The sequence below is a fragment of the Mycobacterium sp. P4_H6 genome (genome assembly GCF_056400845.1).
Genome location: NZ_JBFUKN010000047.1, coordinates 1 through 14507, shown reverse-complemented (window position 1 = coordinate 14507; position 14507 = coordinate 1). Strand labels below are relative to the sequence as shown.

The window sequence follows — 14507 nt, the reverse complement described above, 5'->3', positions numbered from 1 at the left end:
CGTAGCCTGAATCCAGTTCGATGTCCGTCAAACCAGCCCGAGGAGGTTGCCTGCGATGGTGGCGTTCGACCCTGCGACCAGCCCGGTGCAACGCTGGGCCTACCCGCTCGTACTCGTACTGAGCGGCGTCGCACTGGGCGTCTCCGGACTGCCCGCCCCGCTGTACGGGATCTATGAGGCGAACTGGCATTTGTCTCCGCTGGCCACCACCATCGTCTTCGCGGTATACGCGCTGGCGGCTTTGGCGGCGGTGCTGGTGTCGGGCAAGATCTCCGATGTCGTCGGCCGCAAGCCGGTCCTGATCGGAGCCCTGGTGGCGCTGCTGATCGGGCTCGGGGTGTTCCTGATCGCCGACAGCATGGCGATGCTGCTGCTGGCCCGCACCATCCACGGCGCCGCGGTCGGCTCCATCGTCGTCGCCGGCGCGGCGGCACTGCTAGACCTGCGCCCGAACCACGGGGTGCGCACCGGCCAGCTCAGTGGGGTCAGCTTCAACATCGGCATGACAGTCGCGATCATCGGTTCGGCGCTGCTGGCCCAGTACGCACCGCATCCGCTGCGCACACCGTATGCCGTCGTCGCGGTCATCTGCCTGGTCATCGGCGTCGGGCTGCTGGCACTCGACGAGCCACACACGGCGCGCACCCAGGGTCCCATCCGGCTGGCCAAACCGGCTGTGCCCGCGGAGATCCGCGCCGACTTCTGGTTCTCGGCCCTGGGCGCCATGGCGTCCTGGTCGGTGCTCGGTGTGCTGCTCTCGCTGTACCCGTCACTGGCCGCCCAGCAGACGCACATCGACAATCTCGTCTTCGGCGGTGCGGTGGTCGCCACCACCGCGTTCGCCGCCGCCATGGCCCAGCTCGCCGCCACCCGGCTGCCGGCCAGGTACTCGGCGATCATCGGTGACGTCGGGATGGCCGTGTCGCTGCTGCTGACGATCCCGGTCCTGCTGACCCACCGCTGGGAGCTGGTGTTCGTGGCCGCGGTGCTGCTCGGCGCGACATTCGGACTGGGATTCGGCGGCTCGCTCCGCCACCTCTCCGATGTGGTGCCCGCGACGCGGCGCGGCGAGACGATGTCGGCGTTCTACCTGCTGGCCTACACCGCGATGGCCGTCCCGACCCTGATTGCCGGCTGGGCCGCCACCCGATGGGATCTGGCCTCGGTGTTCCCGTGGTTTGCCGGTGCCGTCGCCGCGGCCTGCCTCGGCGCGGCCGCCGCGGGGCTGCGTAGCACCAGGGCGGCCCGGGGTCTCTAGGCTGACGGCGTGACCGATCACGCGTTCAGCGCCGCCGAACGCCGGGCCGTCTACCGGACCATCGCCGAACGCCGGGACATGCGCCGATTCGTGCCGGGCGCCACGGTGGACGAGGACGTCCTGGCCCGGCTGTTGCAGGCGGCGCATGCCGCCCCGAGTGTGGGACTGATGCAGCCGTGGCGATTCATCCGCATCACCGACGCGGACCTGCGCACCGCCATGCACGATCTGGTCGACGAGGAACGCAAGCGCACCGCCGAAGCGCTCGGCACCCGGGGTGACGAATTCCTGGAACTGAAGGTCGAGGGCATCCTGGAGTGCGCCGAACTGCTGGTGGTCGCGCTGCGCGATGACCGGCAACGGCACGTGTTCGGGCGCCGGACCATGCCGCAGATGGACCTGGCATCGGTGTCCTGTGCGATCCAGAACATGTGGCTGGCCGCCCGTGCCGAAGGCCTCGGCATGGGCTGGGTGTCGATCTTCGAACCCGCCCTCCTGGCCGACCTGCTCGGCATGCCCGAAGGCGCCGAGCCCGTCGCGATCCTGTGTCTGGGCCCGGTGCCGGAGTTCCCGGACCGCCCGGCCCTGGAGATCGACGACTGGACCCACGGCCGGCCGCTGTCCGAGTTCGTCGCCGAGAACAGCTGGACGGCAACGTCTTCAGAGGATCTGGCGGATCACTAGGGCCCACCGTAAGGCAGCAACGCCATCTCTCGGGCGTTCTTGATCGCGATCGCGACCCGGCGCTGTTGTTGCGGAGTGAGCCCGGTGACCCGCCGGGAACGGATCTTGCCGCGTTCGGAGATGAACGTCCGCAGCAGCGAGACGTCCTTGTAGTCGACCTCGGTGACGCCGAGCGCCTTGAGCTTGTTCTGCCGCGGCCGCTTGATCTCCTCCGGTGCGGGTCTGCGCTTCTTCGGCGCGCGGGGTGCCATCACCAACTCGCTTTCTTGATGCCGGGAAGCTCACCTCGGTGCGCCATCTCACGCATGCGCACCCGGGACAGCCCGAACTTGCGCAGGTGCCCACGCGGCCGGCCGTCGACGGCGTCGCGGTTACGCAACCGGACCGCACTGGCGTCGCGCGGCATCCGCTGAAGCTCGGCTTGCGCCGACATACGTTGTGTTGCATCGGCATCCGGCCTGCGGATCAGGTCTTTGAGCTCGGCGCGCCGCTCGGCGTAGCGCGCCACAATGGCACGGCGACGCTCATCGGCGACGATCTTCGACTTCTTGGCCATCAGCGTTCTTCCTTGAAATCGACATGCCTGCGCAGCACCGGGTCGTACTTCTTCAACACCAGGCGATCCGGATCGTTGCGCCGGTTCTTGCGGGTGACGTAGGTATATCCGGTGCCGGCAGTGCTTTTCAGCTTCACTATCGGCCGGATGTCATTACTCTTGCCCATCAGATCTTCTGCCCTTCCCTGCGCAGCCGACCGACGACCGCCTCGATGCCGTCCCGGTCGATGACCTTCATGCCCTTGGTGCTGACCCGCAGCCGGATACGCCGGCCCTCCGAGGGCAGGTAATAGGTCTTGACCTGAATATTCGGGTTCCACCGGCGACGGGTGCGCCGATTCGAATGTGACACCCGGTTACCGAAACCCGGTGCGCGCCCGGTGACCTGGCAGTGCGCAGACATCGGCGGCTCCTCATACATGCTCACTCGTTAATGAAAACGATTTTCGACAAGCTGACCGACACACGGTAACGTACGAATCGACTTAATGACAATCGTTACCGATAAGGGTGTGATGAGATGCGGACGCCAGTTGTACTGGTAGCCGGGCAGGGTGCCGGGACCGATGTCGCCGACGTGCTGATCCGCACGCCGGGGACCGCAGTGGTCGGATACGCGGCCGAAGGACACGTCGTGATCCGGCGGGTCAGCGGTATGCGGGACACCAAGCTGGTGATCACCCAGTGGCCGCTGGAGATCGCCAACTGCTGTGTCACCTGCACCATCCGCAACGACCTGCTGATCCTGCTGCGCCAACTGCACCGGCGCAGCGACGTGCATCGCATCGTCGTGCACTTGATGGAATGGCTTGACCCGGAAGCGATCTGCACGGCCATCAACGACACACCCGTGCAGCTGGGGCCGGGCTATATCGATGGCCCGGCCGGTCGTGACGTCGAGATCCAGGCGGTCGTGACCTGTGTCGACACCGGGGTGTGGCTCAGCCAGGCGCTCGGCGACGACGAGCTCGACGCTTCCCGCACCGTGGCCCAGGCGGTGGTCGGCCAGGCCGAGTTCGCCGACGTGCTGGTTTTGACCGAGGCCGACCGGGCCACCCTGGCCGTGCTGCGCAGACTGGCGCCGCGGGCCCGGATCACCGTCGGACTGCAGCATGTCACCACGGCGTTGAAGCATCTCGATGCGCAGTCACGCCGCGGCCGTTCCGACGACCCGCACGATTCGCTGCTGGCCGGGCAACCCCCGCTGCAACCGGACGGCGAGGTCGAGCTGCTGGAATTCAACGCGCGCAGGCCATTTCATCCCGAGCGCCTGCACCACGCCATCGACGCGCTGCTCGACGGCGTGGTGCGGGTGCGCGGACGGGCCTGGCTGGCCAGTCAACCCGACACCGTGGTGTGGATCGAATCGGCGGGTGGCGGTCTCGGCGTCGGCGATGCCGGACGCTGGCTGGCGGGCATGGCCGAACGCGACCGCGCCTACGTCGACCCGGAGCGCACTGCCATGGCCGCCTCGCACTGGGACGAACGGTTCGGCGACCGGCACATCGCCCTGACCGTCCTGGTCTGCGGGGCGAACCCGGAGTTCATCACGGCTGCTCTGAACACAGCACTGCTCACCGATGCCGAACTGGACCGCCCGGGAGACTGGGCCTCCTACCCCGACCCGTTCGGGGAGTGGCACGAAGATCCCTGCGCCGAGCTGTCCCACGACCTGGCCGACGAACACATCATGTTGAACGGAGAAGAATGAAACCCGATATCCACCCCGACTACCACCCGGTGGTCTTCCAGGACGCCGGCACCGGCAAGACGTTCCTGATCCGGTCGACGGTCACCAGCGACCGCACCATCGACTATCAGGGCGTCACCTACCCGCTGGTCGTCGTCGATGTCACCGCGGACTCTCATCCGTTCTGGACCGGCACCAACCGCCACCTCGATACGGCCGGACAGGTGGAGAAGTTCCGCCGCCGGTACGGGACCCAGTAGCGCAGGGGTCCGCCAGCTTCGGGCAATAGGCTCTGGGGCATGCGCCTGAAAGCCGGCCGGCCCGATATCGACGACTACGCGCGGTACTTCGACCTGCCGCCGGCCGGCCCGGCCGCGGCGCCGACGGTGACCTGGGCCGGTGTCACCACCCTGCTGATCTCCGATGGGACATCGGCGGTGTTGACCGACGGCTTCTTCAGCAGGCCTTCGCTGCTGCAGGTCGGGCTGGGCCGGATCGCGCCCTCGGAGCCCCGCATCGACGGTTGTCTCGGCCGGCTCGGAGTGCGCACCCTCGATGCGGTGCTCCCGGTGCACACCCACTTCGACCACGCCATGGACTCGGCGGTGGTGGCGCAGCGGACCGGTGCGACACTCGTCGGCGGCGCCTCGGCGGCGCACGTCGGGCACCGGTTGCCCGCCGACCGCGTCGTGGTGGCCACCCCGGGTGAGCCGATGCGCCTCGGCGCCTTCGACGTCACCCTGATCGTCGGCGACCACTGCCCACCGGACCGGTTTCCCGGCGTGATCGACGCGCCGGTCGACCCCCCGGTGCGGGCCTCGGTCTACCGGTGCGGTGAAGCGTGGTCGACGATGGTGGCGCACCGGCCCAGCGGACGCCGGATGCTGGTGGTCGGCAGCGCCGGCTTCGTTGCGGGTGCGCTGGTCGGTCAGCGCGCCGAGGTGGTGTATCTGGGCATCGGGCAACTGGGCCTGCAGCCCGAGCGCTACCTGCTGGACTACTGGGCCGAGACGGTCCGCACCGTCGGCGCGCGTCGCGTGGTGCTGATCCACTGGGACGACTTCTTCCGGCCGCTGGACCGCCCGCTGCGTGCGCTGCCGTTCGCGGCCGACGATCTGGACGCGTCGATGCGGACGCTGTCCGCGCTGGCCGCCGAGGACGGTGTCGAGCTGCATCTGCCGACGCTGTGGCAGCCGACGGATCCATGGCGCTGATTCTCTCCGTCGCCGCGCTCGCCGCGGTCCTCGGGTTCGCGCTGCTGTGCCCTCGCTTTCAGGCCGTGGTGGCGGTGGCCGCGGCGGCAGCTGTCATCGTGACCGGCGCGGTGTCCTGGGATGCGGCGGTCGCCGAGGTGTCCGAGCTCGCGCCGGTGGTCGGATTCCTGGCCGCCATCCTGGTGCTGGCGCGGCTCTGCGCTGACGTAGGGTTGTTCCACGCGGCGGGGGTGTTCATGGCGCGGGTCACCTCCAGCGGCCAGAACCGTTTACTCGCCTCGGTATTCGGTATCTCGGCGGCGGTCACCGCGGTGCTGAGCCTGGACGCGACCGTGGTGCTGCTGACACCGGTGGTGCTCGCCACCGCACGCACCCTGTCCGTGCCGGCCCGCCCGCACGCCTATGCCACGGCGCATCTGTCCAACACCGCGTCGCTGCTGCTGCCGGTGTCCAACCTGACCAACCTGCTGGCCTTCAGCGCGGCCGGTCTGACGTTCCTACATTTCGCCGCCACCATGGCGCTGCCCTGGCTGGCCGCGATCCTGGTCGAGTTCGTGCTGCTGCGTTGGATCTTCGCCAAGGACCTGGCCGTCGAACCACACCACACCGCACCCGACGAGCCGCTGTCCGTGCCGGTCTTCGCGCTCGCGGTGGTGTTCCTGACCCTCGCCGGATTCGCGGTCACGTCGGCGCTCGGACTGTCACCGGCCTGGGCCGCGCTGGCCGGTGCACTGGCGCTCGGCGTGCGCAGCCTGGTCCAGAAGCACAGCACGGTGTCCGGAATCTTTGCCGCGCTGGACCTTCCGTTCCTGGCATTCGTGCTGTGCCTGGGCGTCGTGGTCACCGCCGTGATGAGCAACGGTCTCGAAACCGCGATGCATCGCCTCATCCCCGACGGCCAGGGCCTGCTCGCGCTGCTGGGTATCGCCGCGGTGGCGGCGCTGCTGTCCAATGTCGTCAACAATCTGCCCGCGGTACTGGTGATGCTGCCGCTGGTGACGCCGGTGGGACCCGCCGCGGTGCTGGCGGTACTGATCGGGGTCAACATCGGGCCGAACCTCACCTACCCCGGATCGCTGGCAAACCTGTTGTGGCGCAGCGTCGTCCACCGCGACGGGATGCCTGCGCGGTTCACCGAGTTCAGCAGGGTCGGGCTGTGCACCACTCCGCTCACGCTGATCGTGGCGGTGGTGTGCCTGTGGGTGGTCACCCGGTCGGGCTGACTCAGGACTGTAGGCGGGCGCGGACGGCGGCCAGCCGGTCTTCGAGTTCGGACTCGGTGATGACACCACGCACGAGCAGCGAATGCGCAAGTGCCATCAACTGGTTCTCCGGGTACGGCAGTCCGGCATACAGGGTGGCGACCAGCTCATCCTCCTCGTCGCGGCGCTCCTTGAACGTCGGCACATCGGCGCTGCACGAGGCCGCGTCGAGGGCATCGCACAGCCCGTCCAGGCTGGTCTTCCACGGCGGTACCGGGTTGTCCACCCCGTGCTTGGCCGCCATCCGCAGCCACACCTGATCGCGTTCGACGATCTGCTGCAGCGGGGCGATCGGCGTGTTCACGGCCGGTCCGGGATGGGGTGGACGGCCGGACGGGTGTCGGTGATGACATTGGTGGTCACGCCCGCCTTGGGTAACGCAACCCCGATCAGGGAATCGCGCGTGACGATCTCGGCCAGTTGGTCCTCGGACCAGCCCTCGGTTCCCTCCGGCCGCATCGGCATGACCATGAAGCGATGCTTCTGGTTCGAGTCCTGCACCCGTACCTCGATGTCATCGGACAGGTAGAGGCCGAACTCGGCAAGTACCTGCCGGGGCCAACGAACCAGTCTGCGACGGTAGTTCGGTGTGCGGTACCACTCCGGCGAGTTGCCGAGGATCGGCCTGGGGTAGCACGAACACAACGCACAGACGATCACGTGGTGCAGGTTCGGGGTGTCCGCAAGGATTTGGAAGGCGGTGAAATCACTGGGTGTGCCGAAACCGGTGGGCTCCATCCAGTCGACACCGACCTCCTTGCTGGCCGACATCGGCTCGGACAGCGCAAGCGCCTTGAACTCCGGGTCGAGCCAGGCCCGTGCGACCAGGTGCGCGGCGGGTGTCGGCCCGATCTGTTCGGCGAACTCGGTGAAGTGGCGGTGCTCGGCCGCGGTGAAGATGCCCTTCTCGATGCACAGTTCGCGCAGCGCGACTTCCAGCACCTCGAAGTCGGTGATCTCGTCGACCATCGGCGCGACCGTCCGCTCGTGGTCGTGGTCGTGGTCGTGGCCGTGTCCGGTCATGGGAGAACCCTTCTCACTGAGATCAACTGGCGGCCCGGAGCCAATGCTCGGGGATCTCGGTCTGCAAGGTGTCGGTGGTGGTGCCGGTATAGCCGTGCCACAGCTGGGACATGTTGAACCGCACCACGTAGAACCATTCCGGCGGTGCGTCCGGGCGGTCCCAGGTCTCGTCCTCGGCGGCCGGGCTCTCATAGGCCACCGCCGCGATCTCGCCGGTGGCGCCGCGCACGTACTCCGGTGTGCGGGTGTAGAACAGCACCGGCAGCTCGTCGCGGACCACCACCCGGTCACCGACCCCGAACGCGGGAGTCCCCGCGTGCCCGGCGTACACCTGCGGATCACCCTTGCCGACCGCATGCAGGTGATGAGTGTTGCGCCTGACCCCCGATCCGTCGCCTTCGTACCTGGGCCGGGCCTCGATCGCGCGGCCGTCGAGGCCGCCGGCGTAGCGGGCCTTGACCTCGGCCATCCGCTCGGTGAGTTCAGTGAGCCCGATGTGGTGCTTTTCCACCAGGATCCGCGCCACCGACAACAACCAGCGTCCGTAGTACGGGAGTCCCAGGTATTCGGCGCGGCCGACGTCGACGTTGCCGATCCGGCGCCGCTCCTCGGACAGCCAGATGCCGCGCCAGGCCAGCACCTCGCAGATCACGTAGGTCAATTCCTCCCACGCCTCGTACTGCTTGTTCTCGTACTTCATCGGGGCGTCCGGTTCGCCACCGACGTCGTGCACCGGCTTCAGGTAGGCGGCGATGCGCTCGTGGCCGAGCAGATCGGGTGTCGGGGCGTCGGGCAGCTCGGGGTAGGACGACTTGAGCCGGGCGACGAGTTCCAGCTGGGCGGCGCGCTGCGCGGGAGTACTCATGGGCGCTTCCTCGGACTCCACTGGGATGGGTCCGTCGACCATAACGTGCAGGTGGTGTCCGCGCGGGAAGAACGCGGTAACCGGGTTTGCTAGCTGCGGCGCTGCCGGGCGATCTCGGCGAGCACCACACCGGCGGCCACCGAGGCGTTCAGCGATTCGGTGGGACCGGCCATCGGGATCGAGACGATGACGTCGCAGTTCTCCCGCACCAACCGGGACAGGCCCTTGCCCTCCGAGCCCACCACGACCACCATCGGCCCGGAGGCATCCAGTTCGTCGAGTTCGGTGTCGCCCTTGGCGTCCAGGCCGACGACCTGCAGGCCGGCGTCCGACCAGCTGTTCAGGGTGCGGTTCAGGTTTGTCGCGCGCGATACCGGAAGGCGTGCTGCCGCACCGGCACTCGTCCGCCAGGCGACCGCGGTGACCGATGCCGAACGCCGCTGCGGGATGACCACACCGTGGCCGCCGAATGCCGCGACCGAGCGCACGATGGCGCCGAGGTTGCGCGGATCGGAGATGTTGTCCAGCGCCACCAGCAGGGCGGGGACGCTGTCGCGCTGGGCGGCCTTGAGCAGGTCATCGGGATGGGTGTACGAGTAGGGCGGCACCTGCAGCGCCAGGCCCTGGTGCAGCCCGTTGCTGGCGATCCGGTCCAGGTCGTGCTTCTGGACCTCCAGGATCGAGATACCGGAATCCGCTGCGCGTTGCACGGATTCGGTGATCCGCTCATCGGCGTCGACCCCGAGCATCACCCACAGTGCGGTGGCGGGCACACCGGCGCGCAGGCATTCCACCACCGGGTTGCGCCCGAGGACGACCTCGGTCTCGTCGGTCTTGCGGTGCCGGCCCTGGGCGGCGCGTGCGGCCTTGGCCGCCTTCTTGGCGGCCGGATGGTGCGGCCTGTCCTTGGCCGCCGGCGTCGCCTTCTTGCCTTCCAGGCCGCGTCTGCGGACGCCGCCGGACCCTACGACCGGGCCCTTCTTGGTGCCTTCTTTGCGAATGGCGCCGCGGCGCTGTGAGTTTCCGGCCATTGCTAATTCTCCCCTTCGGTCAGCGACCACTGGGGTCCGTCTGCGGTGTCGGTGACCTCGATGCCTGCCTCTTTGAGCCGGTCCCGGATGGCGTCTGCGGCAGCCCAGTCACGTTTCTCACGCGCCTCGGCGCGGCCGGCAAGTGCCCAGTGCACCAACACATCCACCGCCGCCAGCGCGGCCGATGTCTCGTCCCGGGTCTCCCAGCGCTCATCGAGGGGGTCACATCCCAGGATGCCCATCATGGCCCGGATCGACCGTGCCGCTGCCATCGCGCCCTCGTGGTCACCGGCGTCGAGCGCACGGTTGCCTTCGGCGCGCGCGGTGTGCACCTCGGCCAGCGCGATCGGCACGGACAGATCGTCATCGAGAGCCGCGGCGAACTTGTCGGTCCAGGTCCCGGGTTCCACCGTGCCGACCCGGTTACGCACCCGGTGCAGGAACTCCTCGATACCGCTGTAGGCCTTGGCCGCGTCGGTCAGCGCGTTCTCGGAGAACTCCAGCATCGACCGGTAGTGCGCGCTGCCCAGGTAGTAGCGCAGCTCGGCGGCCCGAACCCGTTGCAGCACAGCGGGAATCGCCAAGACATTGCCCAGCGACTTACTCATCTTCTCGCCACCCATGGTGACCCAGCCGTTGTGCAACCAGTACCGGGCGAAACCGTCGCCGGCGGCCTCGGCCTGGGCGATCTCGTTCTCGTGGTGCGGGAACACCAGATCCATGCCGCCGGCGTGGATGTCGAACTCCGCTCCCAGGTAGGCCTCGCACATGGCCACACATTCGGTGTGCCAGCCCGGGCGCCCGGGTCCCCACGGTGTCGGCCACGACGGTTCGCCGGGCTTCGCGCCCTTCCACAGGGTGAAGTCGCGCGGATCGCGTTTACCGGTCGCGGCGCCTTCGCCCTGGTGCACATCGTCGATTCGGTGCCCGGAGAGCTTGCCGTATTCGGGCAGGCTGAGCACATCGAAGTAGACGTCGCCGCCGCCCTCATAGGCGTGGCCACGCTGGATCATCCGCTCGATGAGTTCGACCATCTGGGTGATGTGCCCGGTGGCGCGCGGCTCCACCGAGGGGGGCAGCACGCCCAGCGCCTCGTAGGCGGCCGTGAAGGCGCGCTCGTAGGTCGCGGCCCACTCCCACCACGGGCGGCGCGCATCGGCGGCCTTGTTGAGAATCTTGTCGTCGATATCGGTGACGTTGCGGACGAAGGCGACGTCGAAGCCCTTGGCGGTCAACCACCGCCGCAGTACATCGAAAGCCACACCGCTGCGCACATGCCCGATATGAGGCTGCCCCTGAACGGTGGCACCGCACAGATAGATCGAGGCGTGGCCGGGGCGCAACGGCACGAAGTCACGAACGGCTCCCGCCATCGTGTCGTAAAGCCGCAGTCCAGTCACGACGTGCCAGCTTACCGGCCTTCCGGCGTCAGCCGCACCAGCCTGGTGGCCTTACTGTTCCGGACCGACCACAAGGGCAGTCGCGATGGCCGCCAAACCCTCACCGCGACCGGTCAGGCCGAGTCCGTCGGTGGTGGTGGCCGACACCGAAACCGGCGCGCCGAGCAGTTCTGAGAGCAGGGTCTGGGCTTCGGTGCGGCGCGGCCCGATCTTGGGCCGGTTGCCGATCACCTGAACGGCGGCGTTCCTCACCCGGAAACCCTCGGTCGTCAGCAGACCGTGCACATGGCGGAGCATGTCTGCGCCGCCGACACCGCGCCACTGGGGTTGATCGGTGCCGAACACGACACCGAGATCGCCGAGGCCGGCTGCGCTCAGCAGCGCATCGCACAACGCATGAGCGGCAACATCACCGTCAGAATGACCGGCGCAGCCGTCAGCCTCGTCGAACTTCAGGCACAGCAACCAACACGGTCGCCCAGCCTCGATGGGATGAACGTCGGTTCCGAGACCGACGCGCAGATCCGTCACATCGTCGCTTCGTGACGGCTAGGACGCGGCCGCGAGCGCCTCTTCGAGAATGATCTCGGCCTTGGCGTCAACGGTGTTCTCGGCGAGCGCGAGCTCACCGACGAGGATCTGACGAGCCTTGGCGAGCATCCGCTTCTCGCCTGCGGACAGGCCGCGCTCCTGATCGCGACGCCACAGGTCGCGAACGACCTCGGCGACCTTGTTCACGTCACCGGAGGCAAGCTTCTCCAGATTCGCCTTGTACCGGCGCGACCAGTTGGTCGGCTCTTCGGTGTGCGGTGCGCGCAGCACCTGGAAGACCTTGTCCAGGCCCTCCTGCCCGACCACATCACGCACACCCACGTACTCGGCGTTGTCAGCGGGAACACGAACAGTGAGATCTCCCTGGGACACCTTCAGGACGAGATACTCTCGCTGCTCGCCCTTGATGGTCCGGGTTTCGATCGCCTCGATTAACGCAGCACCGTGGTGTGGATAGACAACGGTGTCTCCGACCTTGAAAATCATCAGTTTCGAGCCCCTTTCACACCTCAATGTTAGCACGAGGGCCGGACAGACGCGGAACAACAATGCAGGTCAGGGGCACTGAGACCAAAGACTAGGGGTTGACACCGGGGAGGATACATGCACGTGGACGGCTGTCCGGGCGCCCAGTTCGGACCTCGTCGCGGCGCTGGGAAGCCCTCGGCTACCGCGCCGGATCACCACCTACTACAGTGCATAGTCGAATCAGTTCGGTTGAGCAGGAGGCTCCAGTGGTCGCAGTGAACCGCTCCAACGTGCGCGCGTCCCGACTGGCCGCCGGCGCCCTGATCGCCGGCCTCGCCCTCAGCGGCTGCAGCGCCGGCCAGGTGTCCCAGACCGCGGTTCAGGAACCCGCCGTCAACGGCACCGTCGACGCCGTGGGCAACATCGCGTTGCGCAACGTTTTCCTGCGTGCGCCGCAGACCAGCGACTACGTGCAGCCCGGCACCGAGGCCGAACTCATCTTCGCGGCGGCCAACAACTCGGCCGATGTGGACGACAAGCTGGTGTCGATCACCTCCGACATCGGCTCGGTGACGCTGACCGGCGACGCCGAGATCCCGGCCAACGGCCTGCTGCTGGTCGGCAACCCCGACGGCCATGACGCACTCGGCATGGTGGAGCGCGAGGACGAGGTCCAGGCGCAGGTCACGCTGACCGAACCGATCTCCAACGGCCTCACCTACGACTTCACCTTCACCTTCGAGAAGGCCGGCGCCAGCACGTTCACCGTGCCGATCTCGGCAGGCGAGGTCGCGCGCCGCGACGGCGAACCCGTCGTCGGGGGCGGCGGCGGACACGGCGAAAGCGGCGGGCACTGAATCTGACGTTCTGTCAGGGGTGACGGCTACCGTCACGGTGTGGCTTCGAAAGTACGTTCGCAATACCGGTGTTCCGACTGCAGTCATGTCATGCCCAAATGGGTCGGGCGCTGCCCGGACTGTGGCACCTGGGGAACCGTCAACGAAGTCGCCGCACTCACCGCGCTGAACGGCAGTTCGACCCGGCGCGCCGTCGCGCCGTCCTCACCCGCGGTGCCGATCACCACCATCGATCCCGGTGTCACCAGGCACTTTCCCACCGGCGTGAGCGAACTCGACCGGGTGCTCGGTGGCGGACTGGTGCCCGGGTCGGTGACCCTGCTGGCCGGTGATCCGGGGGTGGGCAAGTCGACGCTGTTGCTGGAGGTGGCGCACCGCTGGGCCAGTGGGGGCCGGCGCGCGCTCTACCTGTCCGGCGAGGAGTCGGCGGGGCAGATCCGGTTGCGCGCCGAACGCACCGGATGCACGCACGACGAGATGTACCTGGCCGCGGAATCCGATCTGTCGACCGCTCTCGGCCACATCGAACAGGTCAAACCCACGCTGGTGGTGGTCGACTCGGTGCAGACCATGTCCAGCACCGAGGCCGACGGTGTCACCGGCGGCGTCACCCAGGTGCGCGCGGTCACCACCGCGCTGACCTCCTACGCCAAGATGGCGCGCGCTGCCGACGGGGTGGCGGTGCTGCTGGTCGGTCACGTCACCAAGGACGGCGCCATCGCCGGGCCGCGCTCGCTGGAGCACCTCGTCGACGTGGTGCTGCACTTCGAGGGTGACCGGGCCTCGGCCCTGCGGATGGTGCGCGGGGTGAAGAACCGTTTCGGCGCGGCCGACGAGGTCGGCTGTTTCCTGTTGCACGACAGCGGTATCGAATGCGTGGCCGATCCGTCCGGGCTGTTCCTGGATCAGCGTCCGACCCCGGTGTCCGGGACCGCGATCACGGTCACCCTGGACGGCAAGCGCCCGATGATCGGTGAGGTGCAGGCCCTGATCGGACAGGAACCGGCCACCAATCCGCGCCGCGCGGTCAGCGGTATCGATTCCGCGCGCGCGGCGATGATCACCGCTGTCCTGGAGAAGCGGGCCAATTTGCCGGTCGGGCGGCACGACATCTACCTATCCACGGTCGGGGGAATGCGGCTGACCGATCCCTCCTCGGACCTGGCCGTCGCCATGGCGATCGGGTCCGCTTATATCGACGTCCCGTTGCCCGCGACCGCGATCGCCATCGGCGAGGTCGGGCTGGCCGGGGATCTGCGCCGGGTCAGCGGGATGGACCGCAGGCTCGCCGAGGCGGCCCGGCTGGGTTTCACCGACGCCATCGTGCCGCCCGGGGTCAAGGATGTGCCCGCCGGTCTGCGGCTGACCACCGCGGACAACATCGGCACGGCATTGCGGGCGCTCCGGTCGATCGGCAACAATGGCGGCCGATCCTAGGAGGCGCGATGGCGGTGAAGTCCAGAGGCAGCCGGAGCGTGGTACATCTGGCCCGCCCCACCCTGCGCGAGACACTCGGCCGACTGGCGCCGGGCACCGACCTGCGGGACGGCCTGGAACGGATCCTGCGCGGCCGCACCGGCGCGCTGATCGTGCTGGGTTACGACGACAGCGTCGAGGCCATCTGCGACGGCGGCTTCAACCTGGACG

19 protein-coding genes and 1 pseudogene are annotated in these 14507 nt (G+C 68.2%); 9 read left to right on the top strand and 11 right to left on the bottom strand.

Annotated elements, in window-relative coordinates; all coding sequences use genetic code 11:
- The first annotated feature begins 55 nt into the window (after nucleotides 1–55).
- Both AC1DTF_RS19360 and bluB read left to right on the top strand, forming a co-directional pair.
- The gene (locus AC1DTF_RS19360; protein ID WP_057170851.1) at nucleotides 56–1258 is read left to right on the top strand and encodes an MFS transporter; all 1203 of its coding nucleotides are present in this window, start codon (nucleotides 56–58) and stop codon (nucleotides 1256–1258) included.
- Nucleotides 1259–1267: 9 nt separating this feature from the next.
- Complete coding sequence (gene bluB / locus AC1DTF_RS19355; protein ID WP_477475222.1) at nucleotides 1268–1942, top strand: 5,6-dimethylbenzimidazole synthase; 675 nt, start codon at nucleotides 1268–1270, stop codon at nucleotides 1940–1942.
- On the opposite strand, the gene rpsR is transcribed toward bluB, so the two are convergent.
- From rpsR to rpmB, 4 genes are read right to left on the bottom strand one after another with little or no spacing between them, the layout of a single operon-like run.
- Nucleotides 1939–2193: a 30S ribosomal protein S18 gene (gene rpsR, locus AC1DTF_RS19350; protein WP_057170849.1), complete on the bottom strand. Its 255-nt coding sequence runs from the start codon at nucleotides 2191–2193 to the stop codon at nucleotides 1939–1941. The genes bluB and rpsR overlap by 4 nt on opposite strands.
- A complete protein-coding gene (rpsN, locus tag AC1DTF_RS19345; RefSeq protein WP_477475221.1) occupies nucleotides 2193–2498 on the bottom strand; it encodes a 30S ribosomal protein S14 in 306 nt (101 codons plus the stop codon). Before rpsN ends, rpsR begins: the two co-directional genes overlap by 1 nt.
- The gene (gene rpmG / locus AC1DTF_RS19340) at nucleotides 2498–2665 is read right to left on the bottom strand and encodes a 50S ribosomal protein L33 (RefSeq protein WP_057170847.1); all 168 of its coding nucleotides are present in this window, start codon (nucleotides 2663–2665) and stop codon (nucleotides 2498–2500) included. Before rpmG ends, rpsN begins: the two co-directional genes overlap by 1 nt.
- On the bottom strand, nucleotides 2665–2901 hold the full coding sequence (gene rpmB, locus AC1DTF_RS19335; RefSeq protein ID WP_057170957.1) for a 50S ribosomal protein L28: 237 nt from the start codon (nucleotides 2899–2901) through the stop codon (nucleotides 2665–2667). The genes rpmG and rpmB overlap by 1 nt, the downstream gene beginning before the upstream one ends.
- A 117-nt stretch (nucleotides 2902–3018) precedes the next feature.
- On the opposite strand from rpmB, the gene mrf reads away from it, so the two are divergent.
- Genes mrf through AC1DTF_RS19315 form a run of 4 tightly spaced genes read left to right on the top strand, consistent with a single transcriptional unit; the run spans nucleotide 3019 to nucleotide 6625 of the window.
- Complete coding sequence (gene mrf, locus AC1DTF_RS19330) at nucleotides 3019–4209, top strand: ribosome hibernation factor-recruiting GTPase MRF (RefSeq protein ID WP_057170846.1); 1191 nt, start codon at nucleotides 3019–3021, stop codon at nucleotides 4207–4209.
- On the top strand, nucleotides 4206–4448 hold the full coding sequence (locus AC1DTF_RS19325; protein ID WP_057170845.1) for a type B 50S ribosomal protein L31: 243 nt from the start codon (nucleotides 4206–4208) through the stop codon (nucleotides 4446–4448). The genes mrf and AC1DTF_RS19325 overlap by 4 nt, the downstream gene beginning before the upstream one ends.
- 39 nt (nucleotides 4449–4487) lie before the next feature.
- The gene (locus tag AC1DTF_RS19320; RefSeq protein ID WP_057170844.1) at nucleotides 4488–5402 is read left to right on the top strand and encodes an MBL fold metallo-hydrolase; all 915 of its coding nucleotides are present in this window, start codon (nucleotides 4488–4490) and stop codon (nucleotides 5400–5402) included.
- Nucleotides 5393–6625, top strand: coding sequence for an SLC13 family permease (locus AC1DTF_RS19315; RefSeq protein ID WP_477475220.1), 1233 nt, complete (start codon nucleotides 5393–5395; stop codon nucleotides 6623–6625). The genes AC1DTF_RS19320 and AC1DTF_RS19315 overlap by 10 nt, the downstream gene beginning before the upstream one ends.
- Nucleotide 6626: 1 nt before the next feature.
- Here the strand turns inward: AC1DTF_RS19315 and AC1DTF_RS19310 are convergent, their stop codons facing one another.
- From AC1DTF_RS19310 to carD, 7 genes are all read right to left on the bottom strand, one after another.
- A complete protein-coding gene (locus tag AC1DTF_RS19310) occupies nucleotides 6627–6908 on the bottom strand; it encodes a thiocyanate hydrolase (protein WP_235571756.1) in 282 nt (93 codons plus the stop codon).
- Nucleotides 6909–6964: 56 nt separating this feature from the next.
- The gene (gene scnC / locus AC1DTF_RS19305) at nucleotides 6965–7687 is read right to left on the bottom strand and encodes a thiocyanate hydrolase subunit gamma (RefSeq protein ID WP_477475219.1); all 723 of its coding nucleotides are present in this window, start codon (nucleotides 7685–7687) and stop codon (nucleotides 6965–6967) included.
- 22 nt (nucleotides 7688–7709) lie between these two features.
- On the bottom strand, nucleotides 7710–8552 hold the full coding sequence (locus AC1DTF_RS19300; RefSeq protein ID WP_477475218.1) for an SH3-like domain-containing protein: 843 nt from the start codon (nucleotides 8550–8552) through the stop codon (nucleotides 7710–7712).
- 89 nt (nucleotides 8553–8641) lie between these two features.
- A complete protein-coding gene (rlmB, locus tag AC1DTF_RS19295; protein ID WP_057170840.1) occupies nucleotides 8642–9583 on the bottom strand; it encodes a 23S rRNA (guanosine(2251)-2'-O)-methyltransferase RlmB in 942 nt (313 codons plus the stop codon).
- Nucleotides 9584–9585: 2 nt separating this feature from the next.
- Nucleotides 9586–10983, bottom strand: coding sequence for a cysteine--tRNA ligase (gene cysS, locus AC1DTF_RS19290; protein ID WP_477475217.1), 1398 nt, complete (start codon nucleotides 10981–10983; stop codon nucleotides 9586–9588).
- 51 nt (nucleotides 10984–11034) lie between these two features.
- Nucleotides 11035–11514: a 2-C-methyl-D-erythritol 2,4-cyclodiphosphate synthase gene (ispF, locus tag AC1DTF_RS19285; protein WP_477475216.1), complete on the bottom strand. Its 480-nt coding sequence runs from the start codon at nucleotides 11512–11514 to the stop codon at nucleotides 11035–11037.
- Between the two features lie 18 nt (nucleotides 11515–11532).
- A complete protein-coding gene (carD, locus tag AC1DTF_RS19280; protein WP_057170837.1) occupies nucleotides 11533–12021 on the bottom strand; it encodes an RNA polymerase-binding transcription factor CarD in 489 nt (162 codons plus the stop codon).
- A gap of 248 nt (nucleotides 12022–12269) precedes the next feature.
- Between carD and AC1DTF_RS19275 the strand changes: the two genes are divergently transcribed.
- The 3 genes and pseudogenes from AC1DTF_RS19275 to AC1DTF_RS19265 all read left to right on the top strand — a co-directional run.
- Nucleotides 12270–12860, top strand: a complete 591-nt coding sequence (locus AC1DTF_RS19275; protein WP_082614528.1) for a copper chaperone PCu(A)C domain-containing protein — start codon at nucleotides 12270–12272, stop codon at nucleotides 12858–12860.
- A 39-nt stretch (nucleotides 12861–12899) separates the two neighbouring features.
- A complete protein-coding gene (gene radA, locus AC1DTF_RS19270; RefSeq protein ID WP_268766340.1) occupies nucleotides 12900–14297 on the top strand; it encodes a DNA repair protein RadA in 1398 nt (465 codons plus the stop codon).
- A gap of 8 nt (nucleotides 14298–14305) precedes the next feature.
- A pseudogene (locus AC1DTF_RS19265) lies at nucleotides 14306–14507 on the top strand (DNA integrity scanning diadenylate cyclase DisA); the annotation flags it as partial.